This is a genomic window from Bacillus sp. FSL R5-0447, assembly GCF_038606125.1.
GTDB classification, from domain to species: Bacteria; Bacillota; Bacilli; order Bacillales; family Bacillaceae; genus Bacillus; species Bacillus velezensis.
The window spans coordinates 3869708-3892026 of sequence record NZ_CP152012.1 but is presented as its reverse complement, the minus strand read 5'-3'; the positions used below and the strand labels follow the sequence as shown (position 1 = coordinate 3892026).

General features: G+C 47.8%; 25 protein-coding genes. 15 read left to right on the top strand and 10 right to left on the bottom strand.

Going from position 1 to position 22319, the window contains the following annotated elements; translation table 11 throughout:
* Positions 1-192: 192 nt before the first annotated feature.
* The 4 genes from ureA to NYE68_RS19530 all read left to right on the top strand — a co-directional run bounded on the left by ureA (position 193) and on the right by NYE68_RS19530 (position 3133).
* Positions 193-510, top strand: a complete 318-nt coding sequence (gene ureA / locus NYE68_RS19545; protein WP_007407581.1) for an urease subunit gamma — start codon at positions 193-195, stop codon at positions 508-510.
* A complete protein-coding gene (gene ureB, locus NYE68_RS19540; protein ID WP_012118652.1) occupies positions 507-881 on the top strand; it encodes an urease subunit beta in 375 nt (124 codons plus the stop codon). Before ureA ends, ureB begins: the two co-directional genes overlap by 4 nt.
* The gene (ureC, locus tag NYE68_RS19535) at positions 878-2587 is read left to right on the top strand and encodes an urease subunit alpha (protein WP_324636326.1); all 1710 of its coding nucleotides are present in this window, start codon (positions 878-880) and stop codon (positions 2585-2587) included. The genes ureB and ureC overlap by 4 nt, the downstream gene beginning before the upstream one ends.
* Before the next feature lie 141 nt (positions 2588-2728).
* On the top strand, positions 2729-3133 hold the full coding sequence (locus tag NYE68_RS19530) for an Rrf2 family transcriptional regulator (protein WP_003151203.1): 405 nt from the start codon (positions 2729-2731) through the stop codon (positions 3131-3133).
* A gap of 330 nt (positions 3134-3463) precedes the next feature.
* Here the strand turns inward: NYE68_RS19530 and xynA are convergent, their stop codons facing one another.
* From xynA to cls, 3 genes are all read right to left on the bottom strand, one after another.
* Positions 3464-4105 (bottom strand): endo-1,4-beta-xylanase XynA, encoded by a 642-nt coding sequence (gene xynA, locus NYE68_RS19525; RefSeq protein WP_007407578.1) that lies wholly within the window; start codon positions 4103-4105, stop codon positions 3464-3466.
* A 475-nt stretch (positions 4106-4580) separates the two neighbouring features.
* Positions 4581-4967 carry a DUF5362 family protein gene (locus NYE68_RS19520; RefSeq protein WP_007407576.1) on the bottom strand — a complete coding sequence of 129 codons (387 nt, stop codon included), beginning with the start codon at positions 4965-4967 and terminating at the stop codon, positions 4581-4583.
* A gap of 135 nt (positions 4968-5102) precedes the next feature.
* The gene (gene cls, locus NYE68_RS19515) at positions 5103-6551 is read right to left on the bottom strand and encodes a cardiolipin synthase (RefSeq protein WP_007407575.1); all 1449 of its coding nucleotides are present in this window, start codon (positions 6549-6551) and stop codon (positions 5103-5105) included.
* A gap of 220 nt (positions 6552-6771) precedes the next feature.
* Between cls and NYE68_RS19510 the strand changes: the two genes are divergently transcribed.
* On the top strand, positions 6772-7209 hold the full coding sequence (locus NYE68_RS19510; RefSeq protein ID WP_064108059.1) for a DUF5392 family protein: 438 nt from the start codon (positions 6772-6774) through the stop codon (positions 7207-7209).
* A gap of 31 nt (positions 7210-7240) precedes the next feature.
* On the opposite strand, the gene NYE68_RS19505 is transcribed toward NYE68_RS19510, so the two are convergent.
* A complete protein-coding gene (locus NYE68_RS19505; RefSeq protein WP_015418404.1) occupies positions 7241-7690 on the bottom strand; it encodes a DUF5362 family protein in 450 nt (149 codons plus the stop codon).
* Positions 7687-8178, bottom strand: coding sequence for a GNAT family N-acetyltransferase (locus NYE68_RS19500; protein ID WP_089072492.1), 492 nt, complete (start codon positions 8176-8178; stop codon positions 7687-7689). Before NYE68_RS19500 ends, NYE68_RS19505 begins: the two co-directional genes overlap by 4 nt.
* Before the next feature lie 138 nt (positions 8179-8316).
* On the opposite strand from NYE68_RS19500, the gene NYE68_RS19495 reads away from it, so the two are divergent.
* Together NYE68_RS19495 and NYE68_RS19490 are read left to right on the top strand one after the other, a co-directional pair.
* Positions 8317-9186: a M23 family metallopeptidase gene (locus NYE68_RS19495; RefSeq protein ID WP_017418752.1), complete on the top strand. Its 870-nt coding sequence runs from the start codon at positions 8317-8319 to the stop codon at positions 9184-9186.
* A 91-nt stretch (positions 9187-9277) separates the two neighbouring features.
* Positions 9278-9700, top strand: a complete 423-nt coding sequence (locus tag NYE68_RS19490; protein ID WP_014305992.1) for a VanZ family protein — start codon at positions 9278-9280, stop codon at positions 9698-9700.
* Between the two features lie 17 nt (positions 9701-9717).
* Here the strand turns inward: NYE68_RS19490 and NYE68_RS19485 are convergent, their stop codons facing one another.
* Entirely contained in the window at positions 9718-10293 is a 576-nt protein-coding gene (locus NYE68_RS19485; RefSeq protein WP_012118646.1) for an undecaprenyl-diphosphatase, read from the bottom strand.
* 164 nt (positions 10294-10457) lie between these two features.
* On the opposite strand from NYE68_RS19485, the gene ftsW reads away from it, so the two are divergent.
* A complete protein-coding gene (ftsW, locus tag NYE68_RS19480) occupies positions 10458-11612 on the top strand; it encodes a putative lipid II flippase FtsW (RefSeq protein ID WP_015418402.1) in 1155 nt (384 codons plus the stop codon).
* Positions 11613-11663: 51 nt separating this feature from the next.
* Here the strand turns inward: ftsW and NYE68_RS19475 are convergent, their stop codons facing one another.
* Both NYE68_RS19475 and NYE68_RS19470 read right to left on the bottom strand, forming a co-directional pair.
* Positions 11664-12014: a P-II family nitrogen regulator gene (locus NYE68_RS19475; protein WP_014419080.1), complete on the bottom strand. Its 351-nt coding sequence runs from the start codon at positions 12012-12014 to the stop codon at positions 11664-11666.
* A 17-nt stretch (positions 12015-12031) separates the two neighbouring features.
* Positions 12032-13243, bottom strand: coding sequence for an ammonium transporter (locus tag NYE68_RS19470; protein WP_003151223.1), 1212 nt, complete (start codon positions 13241-13243; stop codon positions 12032-12034).
* A 252-nt stretch (positions 13244-13495) separates the two neighbouring features.
* Here NYE68_RS19470 and NYE68_RS19465 point away from each other — a divergent pair, with 252 nt between their 5' ends.
* The 3 genes from NYE68_RS19465 (at position 13496) to NYE68_RS19455 (ending at position 17040) form a co-directional block, all read left to right on the top strand.
* Positions 13496-14062 (top strand): isochorismatase family protein, encoded by a 567-nt coding sequence (locus NYE68_RS19465; RefSeq protein ID WP_012118644.1) that lies wholly within the window; start codon positions 13496-13498, stop codon positions 14060-14062.
* A complete protein-coding gene (locus tag NYE68_RS19460) occupies positions 14059-15423 on the top strand; it encodes an MFS transporter (RefSeq protein WP_015418400.1) in 1365 nt (454 codons plus the stop codon). Before NYE68_RS19465 ends, NYE68_RS19460 begins: the two co-directional genes overlap by 4 nt.
* Positions 15424-15585: 162 nt before the next feature.
* Complete coding sequence (locus tag NYE68_RS19455) at positions 15586-17040, top strand: NCS1 family nucleobase:cation symporter-1 (protein ID WP_033574406.1); 1455 nt, start codon at positions 15586-15588, stop codon at positions 17038-17040.
* A gap of 35 nt (positions 17041-17075) precedes the next feature.
* Here NYE68_RS19455 and NYE68_RS19450 read toward each other — a convergent pair whose 3' ends face one another.
* Together NYE68_RS19450 and NYE68_RS19445 are read right to left on the bottom strand one after the other, a co-directional pair.
* On the bottom strand, positions 17076-18272 hold the full coding sequence (locus NYE68_RS19450; RefSeq protein ID WP_324636327.1) for an MFS transporter: 1197 nt from the start codon (positions 18270-18272) through the stop codon (positions 17076-17078).
* Positions 18273-18296: 24 nt separating this feature from the next.
* Positions 18297-18710: a MarR family transcriptional regulator gene (locus NYE68_RS19445; RefSeq protein WP_007407562.1), complete on the bottom strand. Its 414-nt coding sequence runs from the start codon at positions 18708-18710 to the stop codon at positions 18297-18299.
* A 332-nt stretch (positions 18711-19042) separates the two neighbouring features.
* On the opposite strand from NYE68_RS19445, the gene spoIIID reads away from it, so the two are divergent.
* From spoIIID to NYE68_RS19425, 4 genes are all read left to right on the top strand, one after another.
* Entirely contained in the window at positions 19043-19324 is a 282-nt protein-coding gene (spoIIID, locus tag NYE68_RS19440; RefSeq protein WP_003151236.1) for a sporulation transcriptional regulator SpoIIID, read from the top strand.
* 180 nt (positions 19325-19504) lie between these two features.
* On the top strand, positions 19505-20506 hold the full coding sequence (gene mbl, locus NYE68_RS19435) for a cell shape-determining protein Mbl (RefSeq protein ID WP_003151237.1): 1002 nt from the start codon (positions 19505-19507) through the stop codon (positions 20504-20506).
* A 159-nt stretch (positions 20507-20665) separates the two neighbouring features.
* Positions 20666-21463: a flagellar hook-basal body protein gene (locus NYE68_RS19430; protein WP_007614310.1), complete on the top strand. Its 798-nt coding sequence runs from the start codon at positions 20666-20668 to the stop codon at positions 21461-21463.
* Between the two features lie 24 nt (positions 21464-21487).
* Entirely contained in the window at positions 21488-22309 is an 822-nt protein-coding gene (locus NYE68_RS19425; protein WP_324636932.1) for a flagellar hook-basal body protein, read from the top strand.
* The last annotated feature ends 10 nt before the right edge of the window (positions 22310-22319 follow it).

Sequence of the window (22319 nt, the reverse complement as noted above, 5' to 3'; positions counted from 1 at the left end):
TTCACATTTGATTAAACGTTTGTTGAAGAAAAAAATGAGAAATCGGTAATTTCTGCAAAAGGAATCGGGCCGTTCACCGTCGAATAACTTTTATCACTTAACATTTCATGAGGTGAAGGGGGTGACGGCCGCCTGCATCGTTTCGGTATGACCATGCGGATTGTGTTTGACTATCACTAAGGGGGAATACAGATGAAACTGACACCGGTTGAGCAAGAAAAATTGCTTATTTTTACGGCGGGAGAGCTCGCTAAGCAGCGGAAGGCGCGCGGCGTTCTGCTGAATTATCCCGAAGCCGCCGCATATTTGACCTGTTATCTGATGGAAGGCGCGAGAGACGGAAAAAGCGTTGCTGAGCTGATGGAATCCGGCCGCAATGTATTGACGGAAAAAGATGTTATGGAAGGCGTTCCGGAAATGCTGGACAGCATTCAGGTGGAAGCGACGTTCCCGGACGGGGTTAAGCTTGTCACCGTTCATCAGCCGATCAAAGCGGAGGTGAAGTCATGAAGCCGGGAGCGATTCAAGTCGCAAAGGGGATCATCACCATTAACGAAGGCCGGAAGACGCTGGAGGTGTCAGTCACCAATAACGGAACACGGTCAGTGCAGGTAGGATCGCATTTTCATTTTGCCGAAGCCAACGGCGCCCTTTCCTTCAATCGGGACAAAGCAATCGGCATGCGCCTTGATATCCCGTCAGGCACATCTGTCCGTTTTGAACCGGGAGAAGAGAAAACCGTCACGCTCGTGGAAATCGGAGGGCGAAAAACGGTCAGAGGTCTCAACGGCATGGCCGATACGTATATGGATGAGCGCGGAAAAGAGAAGACTCTGTCAAATCTTAAAAAAGCCGGATGGATGGAGGAGGCGATCCGATGAAAATGTCACGTGAGCAATACGCAGAACTGTTCGGACCGACAACGGGAGACAAAGTCAGACTCGGAGATACGGATTTATGGATTGAAGTCGAAAAAGATTTCACGAATTACGGGGAAGAAATGATTTTCGGCGGAGGGAAAACAATCCGGGACGGCATGGGGCAGAACGGGCGTATCACCGGGAAAGACGGAGCGCTTGATCTGGTCATTACAAACGCGGTTATCCTGGATTATACCGGAATCGTCAAGGCGGATATCGGGGTGAAGGACGGCCGGATTGTCGGCGTCGGAAAAAGCGGCAACCCTGATATTATGGATGGGGTGGACCCGCACATGATTATCGGTGCCGGAACAGAAGTTATTTCCGGCGAAGGGAAAATCGTAACGGCCGGCGGGGTGGATACGCATATCCACTTTATCTGCCCGCAGCAGATGGAAGTCGCGCTTTCTTCAGGCGTGACCACGCTTCTCGGCGGCGGAACGGGTCCTGCGACGGGAAGTAAAGCGACGACTTGTACATCCGGTGCATGGTACATGTCGAGAATGCTGGAAGCGGCCGAGGAGTTTCCGATCAACGTCGGTTTCTTAGGAAAAGGGAATGCATCCGATAAAGCGCCGCTGATCGAGCAGGTGGAAGCAGGCGCGATCGGCCTGAAGCTGCATGAAGATTGGGGATCAACGCCAAGCGCCATTAAAGCTTGCATGGAAGCAGCGGATGAGGCGGACATTCAGGTGGCGATTCACACAGACACGATAAATGAAGCGGGCTTTTTAGAAAATACGCTTGATGCGATCGGCGACCGGGTTATCCATACATATCACATAGAGGGAGCCGGCGGAGGCCACGCACCGGATATTATGAAACTCGCATCTTACGCCAATATCCTGCCGTCCTCTACGACGCCGACGATTCCGTATACCGTCAACACGATGGACGAGCATCTTGATATGATGATGGTCTGCCATCATTTAGATTCAAAAGTGCCTGAAGACGTGGCGTTCAGTCATTCACGCATCAGAGCGGCCACCATTGCGGCGGAGGATATTCTGCACGATATCGGCGCGATCAGCATGACGTCATCTGACTCGCAGGCGATGGGCAGGGTGGGAGAAGTGATTATCCGGACATGGCAGGTGGCCGATAAAATGAAAAAACAGCGCGGCGCTCTATCAGGAGAAAACGGCAATGACAATGTGCGCGCCAAACGCTATATCGCCAAATACACGATCAACCCGGCCGTCACTCACGGCCTGAGCCATGAAGTCGGTTCCGTTGAAAAAGGAAAGCTCGCCGACCTTGTACTATGGGACCCGGTTTTCTTCGGCGTCAAACCTGAACTTGTGCTCAAAGGCGGCATGATCGCCCGCGCCCAGATGGGAGATCCGAATGCTTCCATTCCGACGCCTGAGCCCGTGTTTATGCGGCAGATGTACGCATCATACGGTAAAGCAAACCGAAATACTTCTATTACATTTATGTCCCAGGCCGGTATCGCAAACGGTGTGCCGGAAAAGCTCGGCCTTGAAAAAATGATTTCTCCCGTACGGAATATCCGTAAGCTGAGTAAGCTCGACATGGAGCTGAATGACGCGATGCCGAATATACAAGTCGATCCGAAAACTTATCAGGTGTTCGCCGACGGAGAAGAGCTGGCATGCCAGCCCGTCAGCTATGTTCCGCTCGGACAGCGTTATTTCTTATTTTAATCCCTCTTCGGCCGGTTTCCCGCCGGCCTGTTTACACCTCTATTGCCAACTTGATTTCATCCTGCCGCCCGTTTTAGTGTATATTAGTAGTTGACAAACAAATGAAATGTAACTATTGCGGTTACAACGGTGGTGAAAAACATGATTAACAGCCGTCTTGCTGTGGCCATTCATATTCTATCGCTGATCTCAACGGATGAACGGGCGTCATCGGATATGATTGCGGGCAGCGTAAACACCAATCCCGTCGTCGTGCGGAGAACGATCAGCCAGCTGAAAAAAGCGGGTATTCTGACATCCCGAGCGGGTGTTCCGGGAGCCAGCCTGAAAAAAGATCCGTCGGAGATCACCCTCTTAGAGGTTTACAGGGCGGTGCAGAATAAGGAAGAGCTTTTTGCGGTTCACGACAATCCGAACCCCGACTGTCCGGTCGGAAAAAATATTCAGCGCGCGCTCGATGAGACGTTCGGAAGCGTACAGCGGGCAATGGAGAATGAACTTGCGAGCAAGTCCCTTTATGATGTAATGAATCATCTCTTTTGTTAAAAAGAGATGGGTTCATGCCGCTATAGGTGTAATAAAAATGGTTACAAGTTATAATGAGGAAATCACGGTTTTGGCTCCATATTCAGACACGCCTGGATGCGGATTGCGATCTGTTTAATGAAGAAATCCTCCGGAACTAAAGGAGGCGGTTGCCGGGATATTTTTATTTTGCTTAAGACTTATGTGAAGGTGTCAGCTGTGAGCAAGTTAAACAAAAAATGATATCCTGCCTCCGGCAATGCCAAAACCGTTCGCCTCTTAACAATGATTATAAAATTTCTCTAGGAACGATCAGCAGCCCGTTAGCTGCCCCTAATTAAAGATGAGCTGCTACCACACTGTTACATTAGAACTTCCGCTGCTTTTATATCCTTCTGTCGCTAAGACTTGATAAGCCCAATTACTGCCCAGATTCATTCCATGGCTCTTCCATGCGTTAACATGATTGCTGAAAGTGATTGCAGCGTTGCTTCCGGTCGGTCTCTTCGACTGGCGAACACTCCAGTACTGCGTAAAAGTAGTGTTATCGCCATCAATGGAAGGTGCGTTATAACGTGTCGTTGTATATATGTCATATGTACCTCCATCACTCTTTACAGTACCTTTATACGTTCCGGTAGGTCTGTAAGTACCCCATGAATCCACTACATAATATTCGATGAGAGGTGCTCTCGTCCAGCCATATAAAGTCAAATATCCATTGCCATTCGGCGCCCAAACTCCGGCATTATAGTTTATTGTTCTAAATGGCGAGCCTGTAGTCCAGCCTTTACCAACAACGAAATTTCCGGTATTAGACCAATTAACACTGTAATTCCCGCCAGATCCATTGACAGCGTTGACTGTTCCGCCCCCATCAGTCCAATTTTGCCAGTAATCTGTGCCAGCTGCAGAGGCGGTTGCCGAAAACATGCTGATACTCATGAAAGCAGCCGTTAATCCAACTAAGAATTTCTTTTTAAACTTAAACATATGTTACCTCCTATACTATTTTTTCTGACTTTTACATGAGGCAGCACTCGTAAATATTTAACGAACGCCAACGCTTTTGATCGTTCCTTTCAATATAATAGCATGAATACATGAGTGAATATTAAGAACAATTGTAATTTAATTACAAAGACCCAAAAAACTGTATGATAAGTGGTCTTGTTCCATCAGGGCTTTTATCCTTATTTTGCAGAATCACAATTCTTGCTTCTAAACCTGATCAGGAACAGTCGAACAATTGAGTGATTTCAATTGAAACTCTGAGGAAAAGTTTTTTTGATGTGACGGCGACACGTCTGGCTGAAGCCGGAATTTCTGAAAGAATATCTGCAGACAGCGTCTCAGCTGAGCTATTATGCCATCGCCGTATTGGCAAATCCAGAGCAGAAAAACTTTACCGTTATCGAAGAAGCGGAATAAGAAAAAATCCCGGGCGGATGCGCCGGGATTTTCCTTTTTAATATGTATTGGCATCAATATTATTAAACACGCCGTCCACGATGCCGAGCGTCATGAGGACAATGAAGAGAACGATACCGAGAACGGACAAGCCGACCGTCACAATCAGGTAGATCCCCTGCATTTTCACGAACTTTGCATAATTTTCCAGCATATGTTCCTCTGTCAGTTCATTGAACTGCTCCGCCATCTGTCCCGCTTCATTTGCCGAGCGCATCAGAAAAATGCCGGCAATGATCTGCAGAACGCCGGGAATGGCTCCGATTAAAAAGAAAAACGCGCCCGACAGCGCCGCAAACGCACCCACGATAATAAATAAAATACCTGTCGCTTTTCCCCATTTCGAAATAGAAATAAGCGAACGATTCACTGATTCAGGTTTCAAACTATGGCACTCCTTTACAAAAAAATACTCACTTTTCATTTATACACTATTCGGTCATTCTTTTGAATATAAAATGTGTTTTTTCATGCCGTGTCCGTTTTTGTATCAGAAAATTCCCGAGAAACACCCCGGGAATTACAAAATCGGCGAAAGAAGTCTTGAAATCGATTCTTTAATGCGGATCCGCAGCGAACGCTCCTGATATTCTTCATACGTATATTTTCTGGAGACGAGCAGATCTTCTTTAAATGAGGAAATGAGTTTTTTCGCAATGGTGACGTCATAAATAAAGGCGTTGACTTCAAAATTAAGTCTGAAGCTTCTGACGTCGATATTCGCCGTACCGACTGAAGCCGTCTCATCATCGACGACAATCGTTTTTGCATGAATAAAGCCGTTATCGTAAATGTAGACTGAGGCTCCGGCTTTCAAAAGATCGCCGATGTAAGATAAAGTCGCCCAGTAAACGAAAGCGTGATCCGGCTTGTTCGGAATCATGATTTTGACGTCGATGCCTGACAGACAGGCGATCCTGAGGGCATCTAAAAGACTTGAGTCAGGAATAAAGTAAGGCGTCTGAATCAGGATTGACCGTTTGGCCGTTGAGATCATCTTGATATAGCCGTTTTTAATTTGTTCCCATTCTGAGTCCGGTCCGCTCGTGACAATCTGCATCCCGACATTGCCCTTCGGCTCGCATTCCGGAAAATGATTCGGAACGTATGTGAGCGTATGATGATGGGAGGCTTGGTTCCAATCGAGGATAAACCGTGTCTGAATGGCGTGTACCGCCGTGCCTTGAAGCCTGAGGTGCGTATCGCGCCAGTAGCCGAATTTCGGATTCAGGCCGAGATACTCATCTCCGACGTTAAAGCCGCCGACATAGCCGGTTTCGCCGTCAATGATGACGAGCTTGCGGTGATTCCGGTAATTGAGCCGCAAATTAATCGGACGAAGCCTGGAAGGAAAAAAGACTTCCACATGGCCGCCGGCGTCCCGCAGCGGTTTGAAGAATTTTTTTCTGAGTGATCTTGAACCGAGTTCATCATATAACACTCTGACTTTTACGCCTTCGCGTGCTTTTTTCACTAAGGCATCGCGCAATTTTTTTCCCAGTTCATCACCTTTATAAATATAGTATTGAAGGTGAATGTGATCTTTTGCGTTGGAAATGTCCTTCATTAAGCGTTTGAACTTATCGCGCCCGTCCGTCAAAATCTCCACCGAATTATCCTCTGTAAAGACTGCGTGGTTGTTCATGACAAGCATATAGATGAGGTCTTTATTATCCACAGTCGCCCTGTTGTTAAATTGGAATTGCCTCGACTTCAGATCCTTCAGCTGAGACTTCAGCAGCTTTTCAATCCCGATTTTTTTACGGTCTTCCCACTGAAACAGATGCTTGCGTCTCAGGTTATGGCCGAATAACAGGTATAAAATAAACCCTAAAATGGGAATAAAAAAAAGAACCAAGAGCCAAGCCCATGAAGCGCTGGCATCGCGTCTTTCTTTGAAAATCATGATGACGGCCAAAAGTATATTTAAAACGAAAAAAAATCCGAATAAAATAAATGAAATGCTCACTTTGCAACCCCGCTATATCATATTTATCAAGACTGTGCCCATTAGTATTCCGACAAGTGCAGCAATCTGATTCCCATTTCAAATTATAACATTGACATTTTGAAAGAATAAAGAGCCGGAATCAAAGATGAATGCAGTTTTCTTTCAAAGAAAGTTCCGGGTGCGGTAAAATATGCATATATGAAAAAGAAGACAAAAATGACAGCAAAGGGGAGAGGGCATGAAGCTGGAGCATGCGGAACAATTGCCGGGATTCATAAAAAAAGAAATTCAGAAAATACAAATCGCCATCGCGCCGCTGATGAAAAAAAGCATCATTTACCGTTTTCTTGCTTTCCCGCTCGCCGCTTTTAGTCTGTTTCATCTGGCATCGCTTTTGATTCAGGCCCCTTCCGGGAGAGGAGCTCTCGTATCGGCCGGCATTTTTGCCCTCCTTGCGGCTCTGGGTCTTGCGTTTTTTAAGGAAGCCGGCTATCAGCGGAAACAGGTGCAAAAAACGATCCGCATTTATATGCTGAACAGAATCAGAAAAAGCGATATTCTGTCCGAGGAACGGAAAAGCGCCTATACCCGGCTGATTGCCGAGGAGCCGTCTGCGATGAAGAGCTTTATTGAATTTTTAACGGAAGAAGACCGGAAAAAAGAAATGCTTTATTAAAAAAGAGCTGACGCGCGATCAGCTCTTTTTGTCATTCAAACACCGGGTCGTTCTCATAGTAATATGAATCAGGCGTGTCATACGTATCAGTGCTGTGATAAGCGATAATTCCGATGACAGCGAAGATGACGACTAAAATAAAAGCGAGAATGCCCAATACCACACTGGATGCCGCATAAAAAAACTGCATTTTGATAAATGACGCGTAATGTGCAAGCATATTTTCTTCCGCGTTTTCTTCTAGTCCTTCCTGAAGTGCGGCAGCCGCTTTTGCCGAGCGCATCAGCATGACGCCGGAAATGATGAGCAGAACCCCCGGAATGGCTCCGAGCAGCGTCACAATGGCTGACAGAGCGGAAAGAGAGCCTGTGATGATCAGAAACACGGCGGTGATCTTTCCCCATTTGGCGATGTCGGCAAGGGAACGGGCTTTTTTATTGAGCGGCTGGTTTTCGTCTTTCTCTTTATCGATGGTGATCATGACAGTTCTCTCCCTAAAATGTTCAAGTCATATCGTTTTCCGTCCATTTCGGCGATACCCGGGAATACGCCCCATTCGGTAAAACCGAATTTTTCAAACAGCTTAATGCTCGGCACATTATGTCCGAAGATAAAAGCCATCAGGCTGCGGATGCCGATTGCCGGAGCGAGTGCCAGGGCTTCTTTCAGCAGAAAGCTTCCTGCTCCTTTGCCGCGGCAATCCTGATGCAGATAGATGCTGATCTCCGCCGTTTTGTCATAGGCCGGACGGCCGTAAAACGTTTCAAAGCTGATCCAGGCCGCCACTTTGCCGGTTTCATCTTCCGCGACCATCAGCGGGCGCCGGTCCGTGTGCCGCAAAAACCAATCCATCCGGTCTTCGGGCGTCACTTCTTCCGTATCAGCCGTTACCATCCGTGATGCAATCGTCGAGTTGTATATGGCCACCACCGCATCTAAATCCTCCAATACGGCTTTGCGCAGGGTCAAATTCATATTCCGGGATCTCCCTTCACATTTTATTACATAATCAAGTGCAATCTGCACATACTATTTCCAAAAAAGTTTTTTATGGATGTGTATATATTTTCAGAAAAGTGTTCAGAATGTTGCTGAGGTGATGAACAAATGAGAGAGGAAGAAAAGAAAACTTCTCAAGTCAAAAAACTTCAGCGGTTTTTTCGCAAACGCTGGATATTCCCTGCAATCTACTTAGTCAGTGCGGCCGTCATTTTAACAGCTGTCCTTTGGTATCAATCCGTTTCGAATGATGTGAAGGACAATCTGACGAACAACGGCGGAAACTCCGCGTATGACAGCGGCAAAGACGATGCCGTCGAAGTAGGCAAGTCAATGGAAAACGTCGCAATGCCGGCTGCTCATTCTGAAAATGTTTCTGTTGTGAAAAAGTTTTACGAATCTGATGCCGCAAAAAAAGAGAAAGAAGCAGCACTTGTTAACTATAATAACACGTACAGCCTCAGTAAAGGAATTGACTTAGCTGAGAAAGACGGAAAATCATTTGATGTTTCTGCTTCTCTGAGCGGTACGGTTGTTAAAGCTGCTAAAGACCCGGTACTGGGGTATGTGGTTGAAATTGAACACTCAGACGGCCTGTCTACTGTCTATCAGTCTTTATCTGAAGTCAGCGTGGACCAGGGCGACAAAGTAAAGCAGAACCAGGTCATCGGTAAATCCGGAAAAAATCTTTACAGTGAAGAAAGCGGAAATCACGTGCACTTTGAAATCCGCAAGGACGGCGTAGCGATGAACCCGCTCAATTTTATGGACAAGCCGGTAACATCAATTGAAAAAGCGGCGGCTGAAGAGAAAAACGCTGTAACAGAAGAAACGGAAGGGTCAATTCAGCAGTCTTCCGAGAAAAAAGATGTGACGCCTAAAAAAGAAACCGAAGAAAAACCAGGTGACAAAGAGGACGGCACAAAAGACAAGACAGATGGTAAAGATGACGGCTCAATGAAAGATTCGGGCAAGTAATCTTAATCCCAAAGCGCCTATCAGCTCTGATAGGCGCTTTTCATATTGCCGCATGTGCCTTTATACTAGTAGAAAACGAAGGAGATGCTGAATGAATAAATGTCTGGCGGCCGGGTGGCTCGTCTTTGTTTTCGTTTCTGCTTTGACTGAAAGCTTTCACGATATGATTGTGTCGCAGACGGTGTCCTTCCGTTTCACGTCCCATCCGGATGTGTCCGGTTTCTTTGTGTTCGATATGGCGGAGCTCGCCATACCGGAAGCGGCGATTCAAAAGCTCGGGCACGCGTTTTCATTTTTTGTGCTCGCCTATTTGTTTTTCAGAGAGCGCAGGCGCATGAAGAGGGCGGTGCTGTATGCATTGGCCGCCGCTTTCCTGACAGAAATCGTCCAGCTCTTTTTCGGCAGAAACGGATGCCTCCGCGATGTGCTGATTGACAGTCTCGGCATTGCCGCATTCTGTGCTTTACAAAGGAAAAAGCATACAGCCAAACATACAAAAACCGGCAGTCTGTGACAGACGCCGGCTTTTTTTTATATATTATGGTTTGTCGATTTGCTTTTATGAACGATACTTTCATAGATTCGCACGATCAGATCGACAATCGGACGAAGCACATTTGAAAATCTGAACAGCAGGAATCCGACAATGAGGGAAACGATAATGCTTCCGAGCACATCGATCGGATAATGGTGGCCGACCCAAATTCTTGAGAAGCCGGTCAAAAGGCCGAAAATCACAAGCGGCCAGCCGAGTTTTTTGTTGCGGAACAGAATCGCAATTGAAATCGCCAAAGCGCCTGTCGTATGGTCACTCGGAAATGAAGCATCCGCGGCATGAGGGATCAGCGTATGAACCGTATGCTCGACAAAGGGGCGCGGCTCGATATAGACCTTCGTGATGAGGTAGTTGACGATAAGCGCCGCAACACCCGTGAAGCCCGCGTACAGGGCGTTTTGTCTGCCTTTTGTGCTTCCGAACAGCCACATGGCAAGCAGGAAAAGGGCGTAGGCGTAAATGGCGTATTCCGTAATAAATACCATGATAGAGTCGAGAATGGCACTATGGTGCGACAAACCATTGATCGCTTTAAATAGTTCGTAATTCACAAATATCACCTTTTATCTTTATTTTATATGAACAGTGTAATGCTTTTTTCTATGAGACACAATTGGTATTAAAAATAATCATAAAAAAGTAAACAGAATGAAACGTGACTGTATTACTGTGCGTCAAGTATGCGGGAAAAGAATAGCCGAAGGAGTTTTGTCCGTTGCTGAAACGTTTGAAAAACGCCGATCTGCCGCTTGTGTTTGTCATTATGCTGCTTTGCGGATTCGGCTTGTTAATGGTGTACAGCGCCAGTGATGTGATGGGGTCTCAGCGGTACGGAGATCCATCCTATTTCTTCCATAAACAAAGTACCTCTTTACTGATCGGATTATGCTTATTTCTATTTGCCGCCTGTCTGCCGTATAAGCGGTATGCGCGGCTTGTACCGCTGTTTGTGGTCGGTTCGCTGGTATTGCTGCTGCTCGTCTTGATACCGGGAATCGGGCTGGAGCGGAATTTTTCCCGCAGGTGGCTGGGAGCGGGCCCGCTTGTCGTACAGCCGTCTGAATTGGCGAAGATCGCGATGATTTTGTATTTCGCTTCGATTTATACGAAAAAGCAGCCGTACATTCATCAATTTGTGAAAGGGGTTCTGCCGCCTTTAGTGATTTTGGGAACCGCTTTTCTGCTGACATTGGCGGAGCCTGATTTAGGGACGGCTTCCTTAATCCTGGCGGCGTGCGGGTCGATTTTATTATGTGCCGGCTTGAAAAAGCGCCATCTGTTCGTGCTCGGCGCGACGGCGGTGTCGGGGGTTGTTTATCTCGCATTTTCCGCTTCCTATCGTGTGAAGCGCCTCGTTTCCTTTACCAATCCGTTTGGTGATGCGAACGGGGACGGCTATCAGCTGATTCAATCCTATTTTGCTATTTCCGGAGGCGGGTTTTTCGGAAGAGGGCTTGGAAACAGTGTTGAAAAAATGAACTATCTGCCTGAGGCGCATACCGATTTCATTATGGCCGTGATCAGCGAAGAGCTGGGGATATTCGGTGTTCTGATCGTTTTGGGATTATATTTTGCGTTAATGCTTCTCGGCGTAAAAACGGCCGTGCGGGCTGATGACCCGTTCGGGAAGCTTCTTGCCATCGGAATTACGTTTCAATTAATGTTTCAGGTTGTATTGAATTTGGGAGCGATGAGCGGACTTCTCCCGGTTACGGGTGTGCCGCTTCCGTTTATCAGCTACGGCGGTTCTTCATTGATTATGACGCTGTTTTTGTGCGGCATACTGGTCAATATCAGTACATATGCGAAAAAACAACCCGTACGGCATAAGCGGCCTGTCCCGCATGAAAAAAAGGTTTCTTCTTTTTAATGAAGCTGAAAAAACGCCCGGGACATTTCTGTCCCCGGGCGTTCTGCCTGTTTATAAAGCTTCTGGTCCTTCTTCTCCGGTGCGGATATTAATCGTGTTTCCGATTTCATAGACGAATATTTTGCCGTCTCCGGGCTCTCCCGTTTTCAGCACTTTTTTCGCCGTTTCCACGACTTGATCAACGGGGACCTTGCTGACAACGATTTCCACTTTCAGCCGTTCATACACATTGCTTTCAATTTTGACTCCGCGGTACAGTTCGGTGTGGGCTTTTTGAAGGCCGCAGCCGTGTACGTTGGAGAAGGTCAGCGATGTGACTCCGATTTTACCGAGTTCCTGTTTCAATGTTTCAAACTTAGCCGGACGCGTAACGATTTCTACCTTGAACATTTGACCGCTCATCTAAGCCACTCCTCACTTTATAAGTCCTGATATGCTTTTTCCCCGTGCATCGTTAAATCAAGCCCAAGTGACTCTTCTTCTTCACTGGCGCGCAGGGGAATGAACAGACCTACAATTTTAATGATAACGAAAGTGACAATAAATACAAATACATAGGTTGCCGCAATGGCCGCAATCTGCTTCCAGAGCAGTCCCGGATCGCCGTAAAACAGCCCGTTTGCCCCGCCGTCATTGACGGAAGTGGTTGCGAATAAACCGGTCGCGATGCCGCCCCATGTGCCGCCGATCCCATGCAGGCCGAAAGCGTCAAGCGCATCATCATAACCGAAAGTCTTTTTGAGCCAATAAACGCCCCAAAAGCAGACAAGCCCTCCGATGAAACCGATTACGATGGAAGAGAAAGGCGTAACGAACCCGGCAGCCGGCGTAATGGCGACAAGCCCGGCGATTGCGCCTGATACAGCACCCAGCATGGTCGGTTTTTTATTCAGCATCCATTCGATTAAAATCCAGCCGATAATTCCGGCTGCAGCCGCGGTGTTTGTGTTAATGAAGGCAAACATCGCGATACTGTCAAGCGTGAGGGCGCTGCCGACATTGAAGCCGAACCATCCGAACCAGATGAGCGCTCCGCCCAAGAACGTGTAAATTAAGTTGTGAGGCGAAGCCGCCGTGCCGTCCTTGCGTTTCCCGAGCACAATCGCCAGCACAAGCCCGGCGACTCCGGAAGAAATGTGGACGACGTTTCCGCCTGCGAAGTCAAGAGCGCCCATTTGGCCGATCCAGCCGCCGCCCCATACCCAGTGCGCAACGGGCGTATATACGAGGGAAGCCCACAAAAAGGAAAATACAAGAAAAGCACTGAATCTCATGCGTTCAGCAAATGCTCCGGAAATAATGGCCGTCGTCAGTACGGCAAACGTCATTTGGAACATCATGAACAAGGAATGCGGGATCGTATCACTGTAACTTCCGGGTTCAAAGCCGACCCCCTTCAGCCCGGCCCATTCAATCCCGCCAAGCCATGTATTGCCGGGGGCAAAAGCAAGTGAATATCCGTACAAAACCCAAACGACGGATACGATGGCGAGAGAAGAAAAACTATGCATTGCCGTGCTGAGCACGTTTTTGCTTTTTACCATTCCGCCGTAAAACAAAGCCAGCCCGGGGGTCATCAGCCACACGAGTAAAGCGCAAAAGAACATAAATACTGTATCGCCCATCTGCATGTTGTATTCCTCCGTCTCATTCAGAATGTAATTGTGATTAATTCATTATTATAGAGAAAAAAGAACGATAAAACATTTTCATGTAAGGTTATCTGACATGGTTTTTTGCGTTCATAATGCTGCTTTTTCAAATGGATGCCGTGCGACTTTATATCCATAAAAAGAGCGCCGGAGCACGGCGTAAGAAATCGTGTCCGGGAAAGAGTAAAATAAACGGGGTGAGAAACACTAACTGCATCAGGAGGAATCATTATGACAACATCATTAAATCTGCAATTTGAAAAAACGGCTTTGGTCCTTATTGATTTACAAAAAGGCATTGTGCCGATTGATAAAAGCGGTACCGTTGTGCCGAACGCGAAAAAATTAATTGATGTGTTCCGGGAAAAAGGCGGATTTATCAGCTTTGTGAACGTGGATTTTCATGACGGAGCGGATGCGCTGAAGCCGCTGACGGATGAAGAGGCGGCGGGCCATTCGGCTCCGCCGGCGGATTGGGCTGAATTTGTGCCTGACATCGGAGTGAAAGAAAACGATTATACGGTAACAAAACGGCAGTGGGGCGCGTTTTTCGGCACGGACCTGGACCTTCAGCTCAGAAGACGGGGGATCGACACGATTGTGTTATGCGGGATTGCGACAAACATCGGTGTGGAAAGCACGGCGCGAGAAGCTTTTCAGCTCGGGTATCAGCAAGTTTTCGTAACTGACGCGATGGCGACATTCAGCGATGAACAGCACGAAGCGACACTCAAGTTTATCTTCCCGAAAATCGGCAGAAGCCGGACGACGGAAGAATTTATCGCACAGACAAAATGACAATCTCCAAAAAAAGCCGCGTCCTGTTCTTGACGGCCGTGGCTTCGGGGACGATGCTGAACCCATTGAACTCGTCGATGATTTCTCTTGCGCTTCACAGTATTCAGCATGAATTTCACCTGTCGTTTACAACGGTGTCCTGGCTGATATCGTCCTTTTATCTGGCCAGCGCGGTGGCGCAGCCTGTTACCGGGAAGCTCGGTGATATGCTCGGCAGGAAGAAGCTGTTTTTGATCGGGCTTCTGCTTGTTGCCGTCTCGGCGGTCGGCGCGCCGTTTGCGCCGACTTTTATGACTTTGCTGATCATGCGGCTTTTTCAATCGATCGGAAGCAGCGCGATATATCCGTCCGGCGTCGGATTGATCCGTTCAAATATACGGGAGAAGCAGGCTTCGGCGCTGGCCGTCCTGTCAATCTTTGCATCAGCCATGACGGCGCTCGGTCCGACTCTCGGCGGTTTTCTGATCGTTTGGGGAGGGTGGCCGGCAATCTTTTTTGTCAATCTGCCGTTTATCATTCTCAGCTTTTTTCTCGGAATGTATATGTTTCCGAAAGATGAAAAACGCGAGATCGGCGGCTTGAAAGGCGTGCTCCGCCAGCTTGATACGATCGGGATACTTCTGTTTGCCGGAGCGATTATCCTTCTCCTGTCGTTTTTATTGTCCTTCAGTACGAAGCCTCACTATACAGAAGGCGTATTCGGGCTTTTGTTTGTCGGGCTGTTTATCTGGCGCGAGCTGAAAACGGAGAAGCCGTTTATTGATGTCAGGCTGTTTAAAACGCACCGGAAACTATCGTCGGTGTATATTCAATTTATTTTGCTGAATATATTCTTTTACTGCATCTTTTTCGGGCTTCCGAGCTATTTTCAGGATGAAATGCATTTGTCCGTTCAGACAAGCGGGTTGATTATGCTGTTTATGTCGGGCATGAGTATTCTGGTGTCGCCTCTGACCGGAAAATGGATAGATAAGAAAGGGCTTCTTCAGCCGATTGTTGCCGGAACCTGCCTGACCGCGATCGGAGCGGTGCTGTTAACGTTTTTCTTTCTTCAGGCGCCCATGATAGGAAAAGGGCTGATCCTGTCCGTGCTGGGTGTCGGCTACGGCTTCGGAAATGTCACGTTTCAGGCGGCCATGCTGAAAACGAGCCCCGCCGACATGGCCGGAACAACGTCCGGCCTGTTTCAGACCTGCCGGTATCTCGGTTCGATTTTGTCTTCTGTCATTTTGGGCATTCTTTTCGGAAAAGAAATTACCGCAGGCCATTTTCATATGCTTGGGACGATTCTTATCGTTGTCGGCGCCGTAAGCCTTTTGATGGCGTTCCGGTTTTCGGTTCTCCTCAAAAAAGCCTCTTAACGGGCGCAACAAAAAGAGACGGGCTCTCCCCGTCTCTTTTTTGTGTAATGTGCTCAAAAATCAAAACGATTATTGTCGACAGCGACCAATGTTATTTACGGAATTTTCAGTTATATTTTTTCACATGTGATGTAAGGAAAACGTACATGCGGGAGGGAGAAAATGAAAAAAACAACGAGTGATCGGCTAAGCAACAAAGATTTACTGCCTTTAGAAGACGGCGAACGGACATGGAAAGCGGTGAATTTTGCATCCATTTGGATGGGCTGTATTCATAATATCCCGACCTATGCGACTGTGGGCGGGCTCATTGCGATCGGCCTTTCTCCGTGGCAGGTGCTCGCCATTATCGTGACGGCGTCACTGATTTTGTTCGCCGCTTTGGCCTTGAACGGCCATGCCGGAACGAAATACGGCCTGCCTTTTCCGGTCATTATCAGGGCTTCTTACGGAATATACGGCGCTAACATTCCGGCGCTTCTCAGGGCGTTTACAGCCATTATGTGGCTCGGAATTCAAACATTTGCCGGGAGCACGGCTTTGCACATTCTGCTTTTGAACATATGGCCGGGCTGGGGGAGTCTCGGCGGAGATTGGAATATATTCGGGCTTCATCTGCCGGGCTTTCTGTCGTTCATTTTCTTTTGGGGCATTCATCTGCTTGTACTGCGGCACGGCATGGAATCGATCAAAAAATTTGAAGTGTGGGCGGGCCCGCTTGTTTATCTCGTCTTCGGCGGCATGGTCTGGTGGGCGATAGATATTGCCGGCGGGCTCGGGCCGATTTACTCACAGCCGGGAAAGTTCCACACCTTTTCTGAAACGTTTTGGCCGTTTGCCGCCGGAGTGACGGGCATTATCGGAATATGGGCGACGCTGATTCTGAATATCCCTGACTTCACCCGGTTCGCCGCGTCGCAAAAAGAACAGATTCGCGGCCAGTTTTACGGGCTGCCGGGAACGTTTGCGCTGTTCGCGTTTGCAAGCATCACGGTGACATCCGGATCACAGGTAGCATTCGGAGAACCGATTTGGGATGTGGTGGAGATTTTGGCCCGGTTTGATAATCCTTTCGTTATCGCTCTTTCGGTCATCACACTTTGCATCGCCGCCGTCTCGGTTAACGTGGCGGCAAACATCGTGTCACCGGCCTATGACTTGGCGAATGTCCTGCCGAAATATATTACATTCAGGAGGGGAGGGTATCTGGCCGCCGTTTTGGCCCTGTTCACAATACCGTGGAAGCTGATGGAGAGCGCCACGAATGTTTATGCGTTTCTCGGGCTCATCGGCGGGATGCTCGGACCGGTGGCCGGGGTGATGATGGCTGATTATTTTATCATCAGAAAAAGGCAGCTCTCAGTTGAAGACCTTTATTCGGAAACCGGACAGTACACTTATTACAAAGGCTATAATTACCGGGCCTTTGCCGCGACTTTTCTCGGCGCGTTTATTTCTTTAATCGGGATGTACGTCCCGGCGTTCGCCGGCATCTATGATATCTCCTGGTTTGCGGGTGTCATTTTGTCATGTCTCGGTTATACGGCGCTTATGTATATTCATCCTCCTTATGTAAAAGCGGCGGGACGAATCGCGCAGGAAAGAGCGGCCGAATAAAAAAAGCCGGGGGCTGCCCCCGGCTTTTTGTCATATCAGTCTGCGCTTGAAACGTTTCCGTCCGCTTCAAGCGGCGTTCTTTTTTTCTGGCTCCAGCCATACAGGAGTAAAGCAATCAGGACGAACAGCCCCGCTGCCAGATAAATCGAATGGAATCCGGCCGAAGCGACGAAGAGGCCGAATACATAGGACCCGCCGGCAATCCCGCTGTCAAAGAAAGTGAAGAAGGTAGCCGTCGCAAAGCCTGAACGGTGTCCGGGCGAGTTCTGAATCGCCAGTGTCTGCATACAAGGTACGATAGAGCCGTATCCGAGACCGATTACGGCACCGGACAAGAGAAGCATGAGGGCGCTGTTTGTCATCGCCAGCATGCAAAGCCCCGCGGAGAACACGATAATCGACGGATAGATGACGATTCCCGGCCCCACTCTGTCAAACAGCTTTCCTGTGAAAGGACGGGCGGCCATCATCGTCACGGCGAAACAGACGAAGAAATAGCCGCTGACATCCAACAGGTGGATTGTCTTTGCATAAACGGATAAATATGAAGTCACACTTGAATAACAGAAAGAAATGGACAACCCGACAATCGCGATTTTAAGCGCGCCTTTTTCAAACATGTCGGAGAAAGAAAAACGGAAGACAGTCGTTCCGCTGTTGTTTTGATCCGGCACACGAATCATAAAAGCAATCAGCAAGCCTAAAGAAACAAATACGGCAAAAATCGTAAAGAAAACCGGGAACGAGATGACTTTCACAAGACTCAGCCCGAGAAAAGGACCGATCGCCATGGCAAGGTTCATAGACATCGCAAAATAACCGAGCCCCTCGCCGCGCCGCTTGGCGGGAATAATGTCAGCGGCAATTGCGCCCGTAACCGTCGTTAAAATGCTGAACCAGATGCCTTGGAAAAAACGCAGTCCGAGCAGCAGATAGAAATTGTGTAGCGGCAAATACAGATAAGAAGACAGGGCGAACAGCGCCAAGGATACAATCGTCATTCTTTTCTTGCCGAACCGTTCAATAATCGCCCCTGAAAAAGGACGGGTGATAATAGCAGATAACAGGAACAGGCTGATCAAAAGCCCTCCTTGCGATTCACTGCCGCCAAGCTCCTGAATCATATAGATAGGCAGCACGGCCAAAAATGTATAAAAGAACACAAAGACAAATAAATTCACGAGTACGACCATAATAAAATCTTTGGTCCAGATCGAGTCAGATTTACTCAAAAGTACAGCACTTCCCTTTCTTTTCTATTTCGTTAAAAACACATTCAGAAACTCAGAAAAAGCTTCCTTATCTCCATCTTGGAAATCCGCAAGCATGTCTTCCTCGAACTTCAGCATCTCTTGATTGATGCTGTCGTATTTCAATTCAGCTTCCTTCGTCAGGACGACGAGCTTTTCCCGCTTGTCTTCTCCCTGTTCCCGCTGAATCCAGCCGTTTTCTTCAAGGCGTTTGATCGTTCTGGTAACGGTCGGCGCCTCTACGTTCAGATAGGACCAGATTTCTTTTTGGGTCATCGGTCCGATCGTTTTTAAGCAATATAGGATTGACCATTGAGAGGAGTACAGGCCGAATGGTTCCAGCCGTTCATTGGCTTTCTTCGTAATCAGGCGGGCGCATTGATTGATTTGGTGAATGAGGCGTCTGTTGACGTGGATCATTTCCGTTCTCCTTTTCAAAAAAACTTACCTAAGTAACTAATTGTGCTGTTTCATTCTACAGCAGGATCGCGCGGATGTAAACCCCCCGATCAAAAAGCAGAAAATTATGACCCGCCCCTTGTCCTTATTGAGTTTTTAGCATATTCCCAATTCATTGCTAATACACTGTTACAAACCTATCAAAGAGAGTGTTTGAGGTGAGGGATCGTGGGCATATTTCTAAAACCTTCTTATATAATCGGACAACGAAGAAGCTGCATCATCAGTGAATCTGTTACAGAATACGGATCTCATTTCACACTTCTCACATCCAACTGGGGAGGTCGAGTGGTGTGCACGATTACATCAAAGAGCGAACAATCAAGATTGGCAAGTATATCGTGGAGACGAAAAAAACCGTTCGTGTCATTGCGAAAGAGTTTGGTGTTTCCAAAAGTACCGTACACAAAGATCTGACAGAGCGCCTGCCTGAAATCAATCCTGACTTGGCGAATGAAGTAAAAGAAATACTCGATTATCATAAATCCATCAGACATTTAAGAGGGGGAGAGGCGACGAAATTAAAGTACAAGAAGGATGAAATTCTTGAAGGGGAGCCCGTTCAGCAGCCGTAGCGCCTGACGTCTGCCGGGCCCTTTTTTCTCCTCCCGGGCGGTTTCGCGAATATCCGCAAAATTTTGTCAAGAACTTATATCGTTCAGCAGCTTTTTTTTGATAAATTATGATAATATATATAATTAGGGCACAATGTGGATATTTTACTGTGAAACAGATATCAAGGAGGATATAAATAGATGTTTGCAAGGGATATTGGAATTGACCTCGGTACTGCAAATGTACTGATCCATGTAAAAGGAAAAGGAATTGTTCTGAATGAGCCTTCCGTTGTGGCACTTGATAAAAACAGCGGCAAAGTGCTGGCTGTCGGTGAAGAAGCCAGACGAATGGTTGGACGTACACCTGGGAATATTGTTGCGATCCGTCCGCTGAAAGACGGCGTAATCGCAGACTTCGAAGTAACAGAAGCCATGCTGAAACATTTCATTAATAAGCTGAATGTAAAAGGACTTTTCTCAAAACCGCGCATGCTGATCTGCTGCCCGACGAATATTACATCCGTTGAGCAAAAAGCGATTAAAGAAGCAGCTGAAAAAAGCGGCGGAAAGCATGTGTACCTTGAAGAAGAACCGAAAGTTGCCGCTATCGGCGCGGGTATGGAAATCTTCCAGCCGAGCGGTAACATGGTTGTTGACATCGGAGGCGGTACGACAGATATCGCAGTTATTTCTATGGGCGATATTGTCACCTCCTCTTCTATTAAGATGGCTGGGGACAAGTTTGACATGGAAATCTTAAATTATATCAAACGCGAGTATAAGCTGCTGATCGGTGAACGTACCGCTGAAGATATTAAGGTGAAGGTCGCAACGGTTTTCCCAGACGCACGTCATGAAGAAATCACCATCCGCGGCCGTGACATGGTTTCCGGTCTGCCGAGAACGATTACAGTAAACAGCAAAGAAGTAGAAGAAGCCCTTCGTGAATCAGTTGCCGTCATTGTGCAGGCCGCCAAGCAGGTTCTTGAAAGAACACCGCCTGAATTGTCCGCTGACATCATCGACCGCGGCGTTATCATTACCGGCGGTGGAGCGCTGTTAAACGGGCTTGACCAGCTTCTTGCCGAAGAGCTGAGGGTGCCTGTTCTTGTCGCTGAGAACCCGATGGATTGTGTTGCGGTCGGAACCGGCGTCATGCTGGATAACATGGACAAGCTTCCAAAACGCAAACTGAGCTGATGATAAAACCTCATTCTGAAAAAGAATGGGGTTTTTTTCTGTCAAACCCTTCACGAACGGGAATGTAAATCCGATAATAAGAAAAAATGCTGATTTTCATTATAGAACAAATGTTCCGGTGAGGCAACTGGAAATAATGCTATTTCAGAGGTGGAAGACTTGTTAAAAGGATTATATACCGCAACGTCCGCAATGATTACACAGCAGAGAAGAACGGAAATGCTGTCAAATAACATCGCAAACGCGAATACATCAGGGTACAAAGAGGATCAAGGTTCAATCCGCGCCTTTCCCGAGATGCTTCTGAGCCGAATAGAAGGCGACAAAAAAACGAAAATCGGCTCCGTCAACACAGGCGTATACATGCAGGAGCTGAAACCGTTGTTTACGCAGGGAAGCCTGAAAACGACCGATCAGCCGACGGATATCGCGCTTATGGAGAATCAGGTTCCCAAGAATGCCGAAACGAATGAAAACGCCGAGCTGTTTTATCCCGTCCAGACCGCAGGCGGCGTCCGCTATTCAAAAAGCAGCACTTTCTCATTAAATGAAAACAATCAGCTTACGATAAACGGAAACCTTGTGTTATCAACAAACGGACAGCCGATTACAGTCGACAATGAAAAATTCACCGTATCAGAAAACGGAACGGTCACGACAAACGGCCGGCCGGCGGGGCAGATTGATATCAGAATGGAAGAAGACGTGCGCAATCTGAAACGGGACGGCAATGACCTATACAGCACGGCCGACGGCTCTGAACTGCCGAGCGCGGCGGCGAATCCCCAAGTCTCGTATTCATTAAAGCAAGGCGTCTCGGAGCTTTCAAACGTGGACGTGACGAGCACGTATACAGAGATGACGGAAGCATACAGATCATTTGAAGCCAATCAGAAAGTCATTCAGGCTTACGATAAAAGCATGGATAAAGCCGCAAATGAAATCGGCAAAGTGTAACAAAATGGGGGACATTCAATTATGATGCTCAGATCAATGCTGACGGCTTCAACAGCCTTACATCAGCTTCAGCAGCAGATGGATACAGTCAGCAGCAACCTTTCAAACAGTGATACGACAGGCTATAAAGCGAGGGACTCCCGCTTTTCCGAGCTGATCAGACAGCAGTATGACCATATAGATGACAAAAAGGAAAATTCGCCGAACATGCGGAAAACGCCGCCCGGCCTGCGTCTCGGCGCCGGAACGGTGATGACTCCGCAGCTGGACTCAGGGCAGGGAAGCATCAAAAAAACCGACCGTGACCTTGATATCGCGTTCACATCACCTTATCAATATCTTAAGGCAGAAGCGGACGGACGGCGGGTGTATACAAGGGACGGCTCACTTTCCCTCAAGCCGGCCGGCGGAAATGACCGGCTGCTTCAGCTGATGACAGCGGGAGGCAATCCCATTCTCGATGAGAACGGTCAGCCCATACAAATTGACAGTTCGCTGACTCAGCTGAAAATCAGCAAAACCGGAACGCTGACTGCTTCAGACCAGGCGGGAACCCGTTCGCAGACGTTTAATCTCGGCATCGTCAATGTCAATAATCCTCAGGCGCTTCATGCGGAAGGGGATAATCTGTTTTCCGTAAACGGCGCGGGGACTTCAGCGATTGAAGAACTTACCGGCGCAAACCGGCAGGCAATCGGCATGGAGCAGGGCGCGCTTGAAAGTTCAAATGTCGATATGTCAAAAGAAATGACTGGCTTAATCGTGTCTCAGCGTTCCTATCAGCTGAACAGCCGCACGATTACATTGGGAGACCAAATGCTGGGCTTAATCAACTCAGTCAGATAAAAGAAGGGGC

Bases quoted from the DNA above. Each gene is read 5' to 3' on its own strand.
- ureA (WP_007407581.1), top strand. From the start codon at position 193: ATGAAACTGACACCGGTTGAGCAAGAAAAATTGCTTATTTTTACGGCG.
- ureB (WP_012118652.1), top strand. From the start codon at position 507: ATGAAGCCGGGAGCGATTCAAGTCGCAAAGGGGATCATCACCATTAAC.
- ureC (WP_324636326.1), top strand. From the start codon at position 878: ATGAAAATGTCACGTGAGCAATACGCAGAACTGTTCGGACCGACAACG.
- NYE68_RS19530 (WP_003151203.1), top strand. From the start codon at position 2,729: ATGATTAACAGCCGTCTTGCTGTGGCCATTCATATTCTATCGCTGATC.
- xynA (WP_007407578.1), bottom strand. From the start codon at position 4,105: ATGTTTAAGTTTAAAAAGAAATTCTTAGTTGGATTAACGGCTGCTTTC.
- NYE68_RS19510 (WP_064108059.1), top strand. From the start codon at position 6,772: ATGAAGCTGGAGCATGCGGAACAATTGCCGGGATTCATAAAAAAAGAA.
- NYE68_RS19505 (WP_015418404.1), bottom strand. From the start codon at position 7,690: ATGATCACCATCGATAAAGAGAAAGACGAAAACCAGCCGCTCAATAAA.
- NYE68_RS19495 (WP_017418752.1), top strand. From the start codon at position 8,317: ATGAGAGAGGAAGAAAAGAAAACTTCTCAAGTCAAAAAACTTCAGCGG.
- NYE68_RS19490 (WP_014305992.1), top strand. From the start codon at position 9,278: ATGAATAAATGTCTGGCGGCCGGGTGGCTCGTCTTTGTTTTCGTTTCT.
- NYE68_RS19475 (WP_014419080.1), bottom strand. From the start codon at position 12,014: ATGAGCGGTCAAATGTTCAAGGTAGAAATCGTTACGCGTCCGGCTAAG.
- NYE68_RS19470 (WP_003151223.1), bottom strand. From the start codon at position 13,243: ATGCAGATGGGCGATACAGTATTTATGTTCTTTTGCGCTTTACTCGTG.
- NYE68_RS19465 (WP_012118644.1), top strand. From the start codon at position 13,496: ATGACAACATCATTAAATCTGCAATTTGAAAAAACGGCTTTGGTCCTT.
- NYE68_RS19460 (WP_015418400.1), top strand. From the start codon at position 14,059: ATGACAATCTCCAAAAAAAGCCGCGTCCTGTTCTTGACGGCCGTGGCT.
- NYE68_RS19455 (WP_033574406.1), top strand. From the start codon at position 15,586: ATGAAAAAAACAACGAGTGATCGGCTAAGCAACAAAGATTTACTGCCT.
- NYE68_RS19445 (WP_007407562.1), bottom strand. From the start codon at position 18,710: ATGATCCACGTCAACAGACGCCTCATTCACCAAATCAATCAATGCGCC.
- mbl (WP_003151237.1), top strand. From the start codon at position 19,505: ATGTTTGCAAGGGATATTGGAATTGACCTCGGTACTGCAAATGTACTG.
- NYE68_RS19425 (WP_324636932.1), top strand. From the start codon at position 21,488: ATGCTCAGATCAATGCTGACGGCTTCAACAGCCTTACATCAGCTTCAG.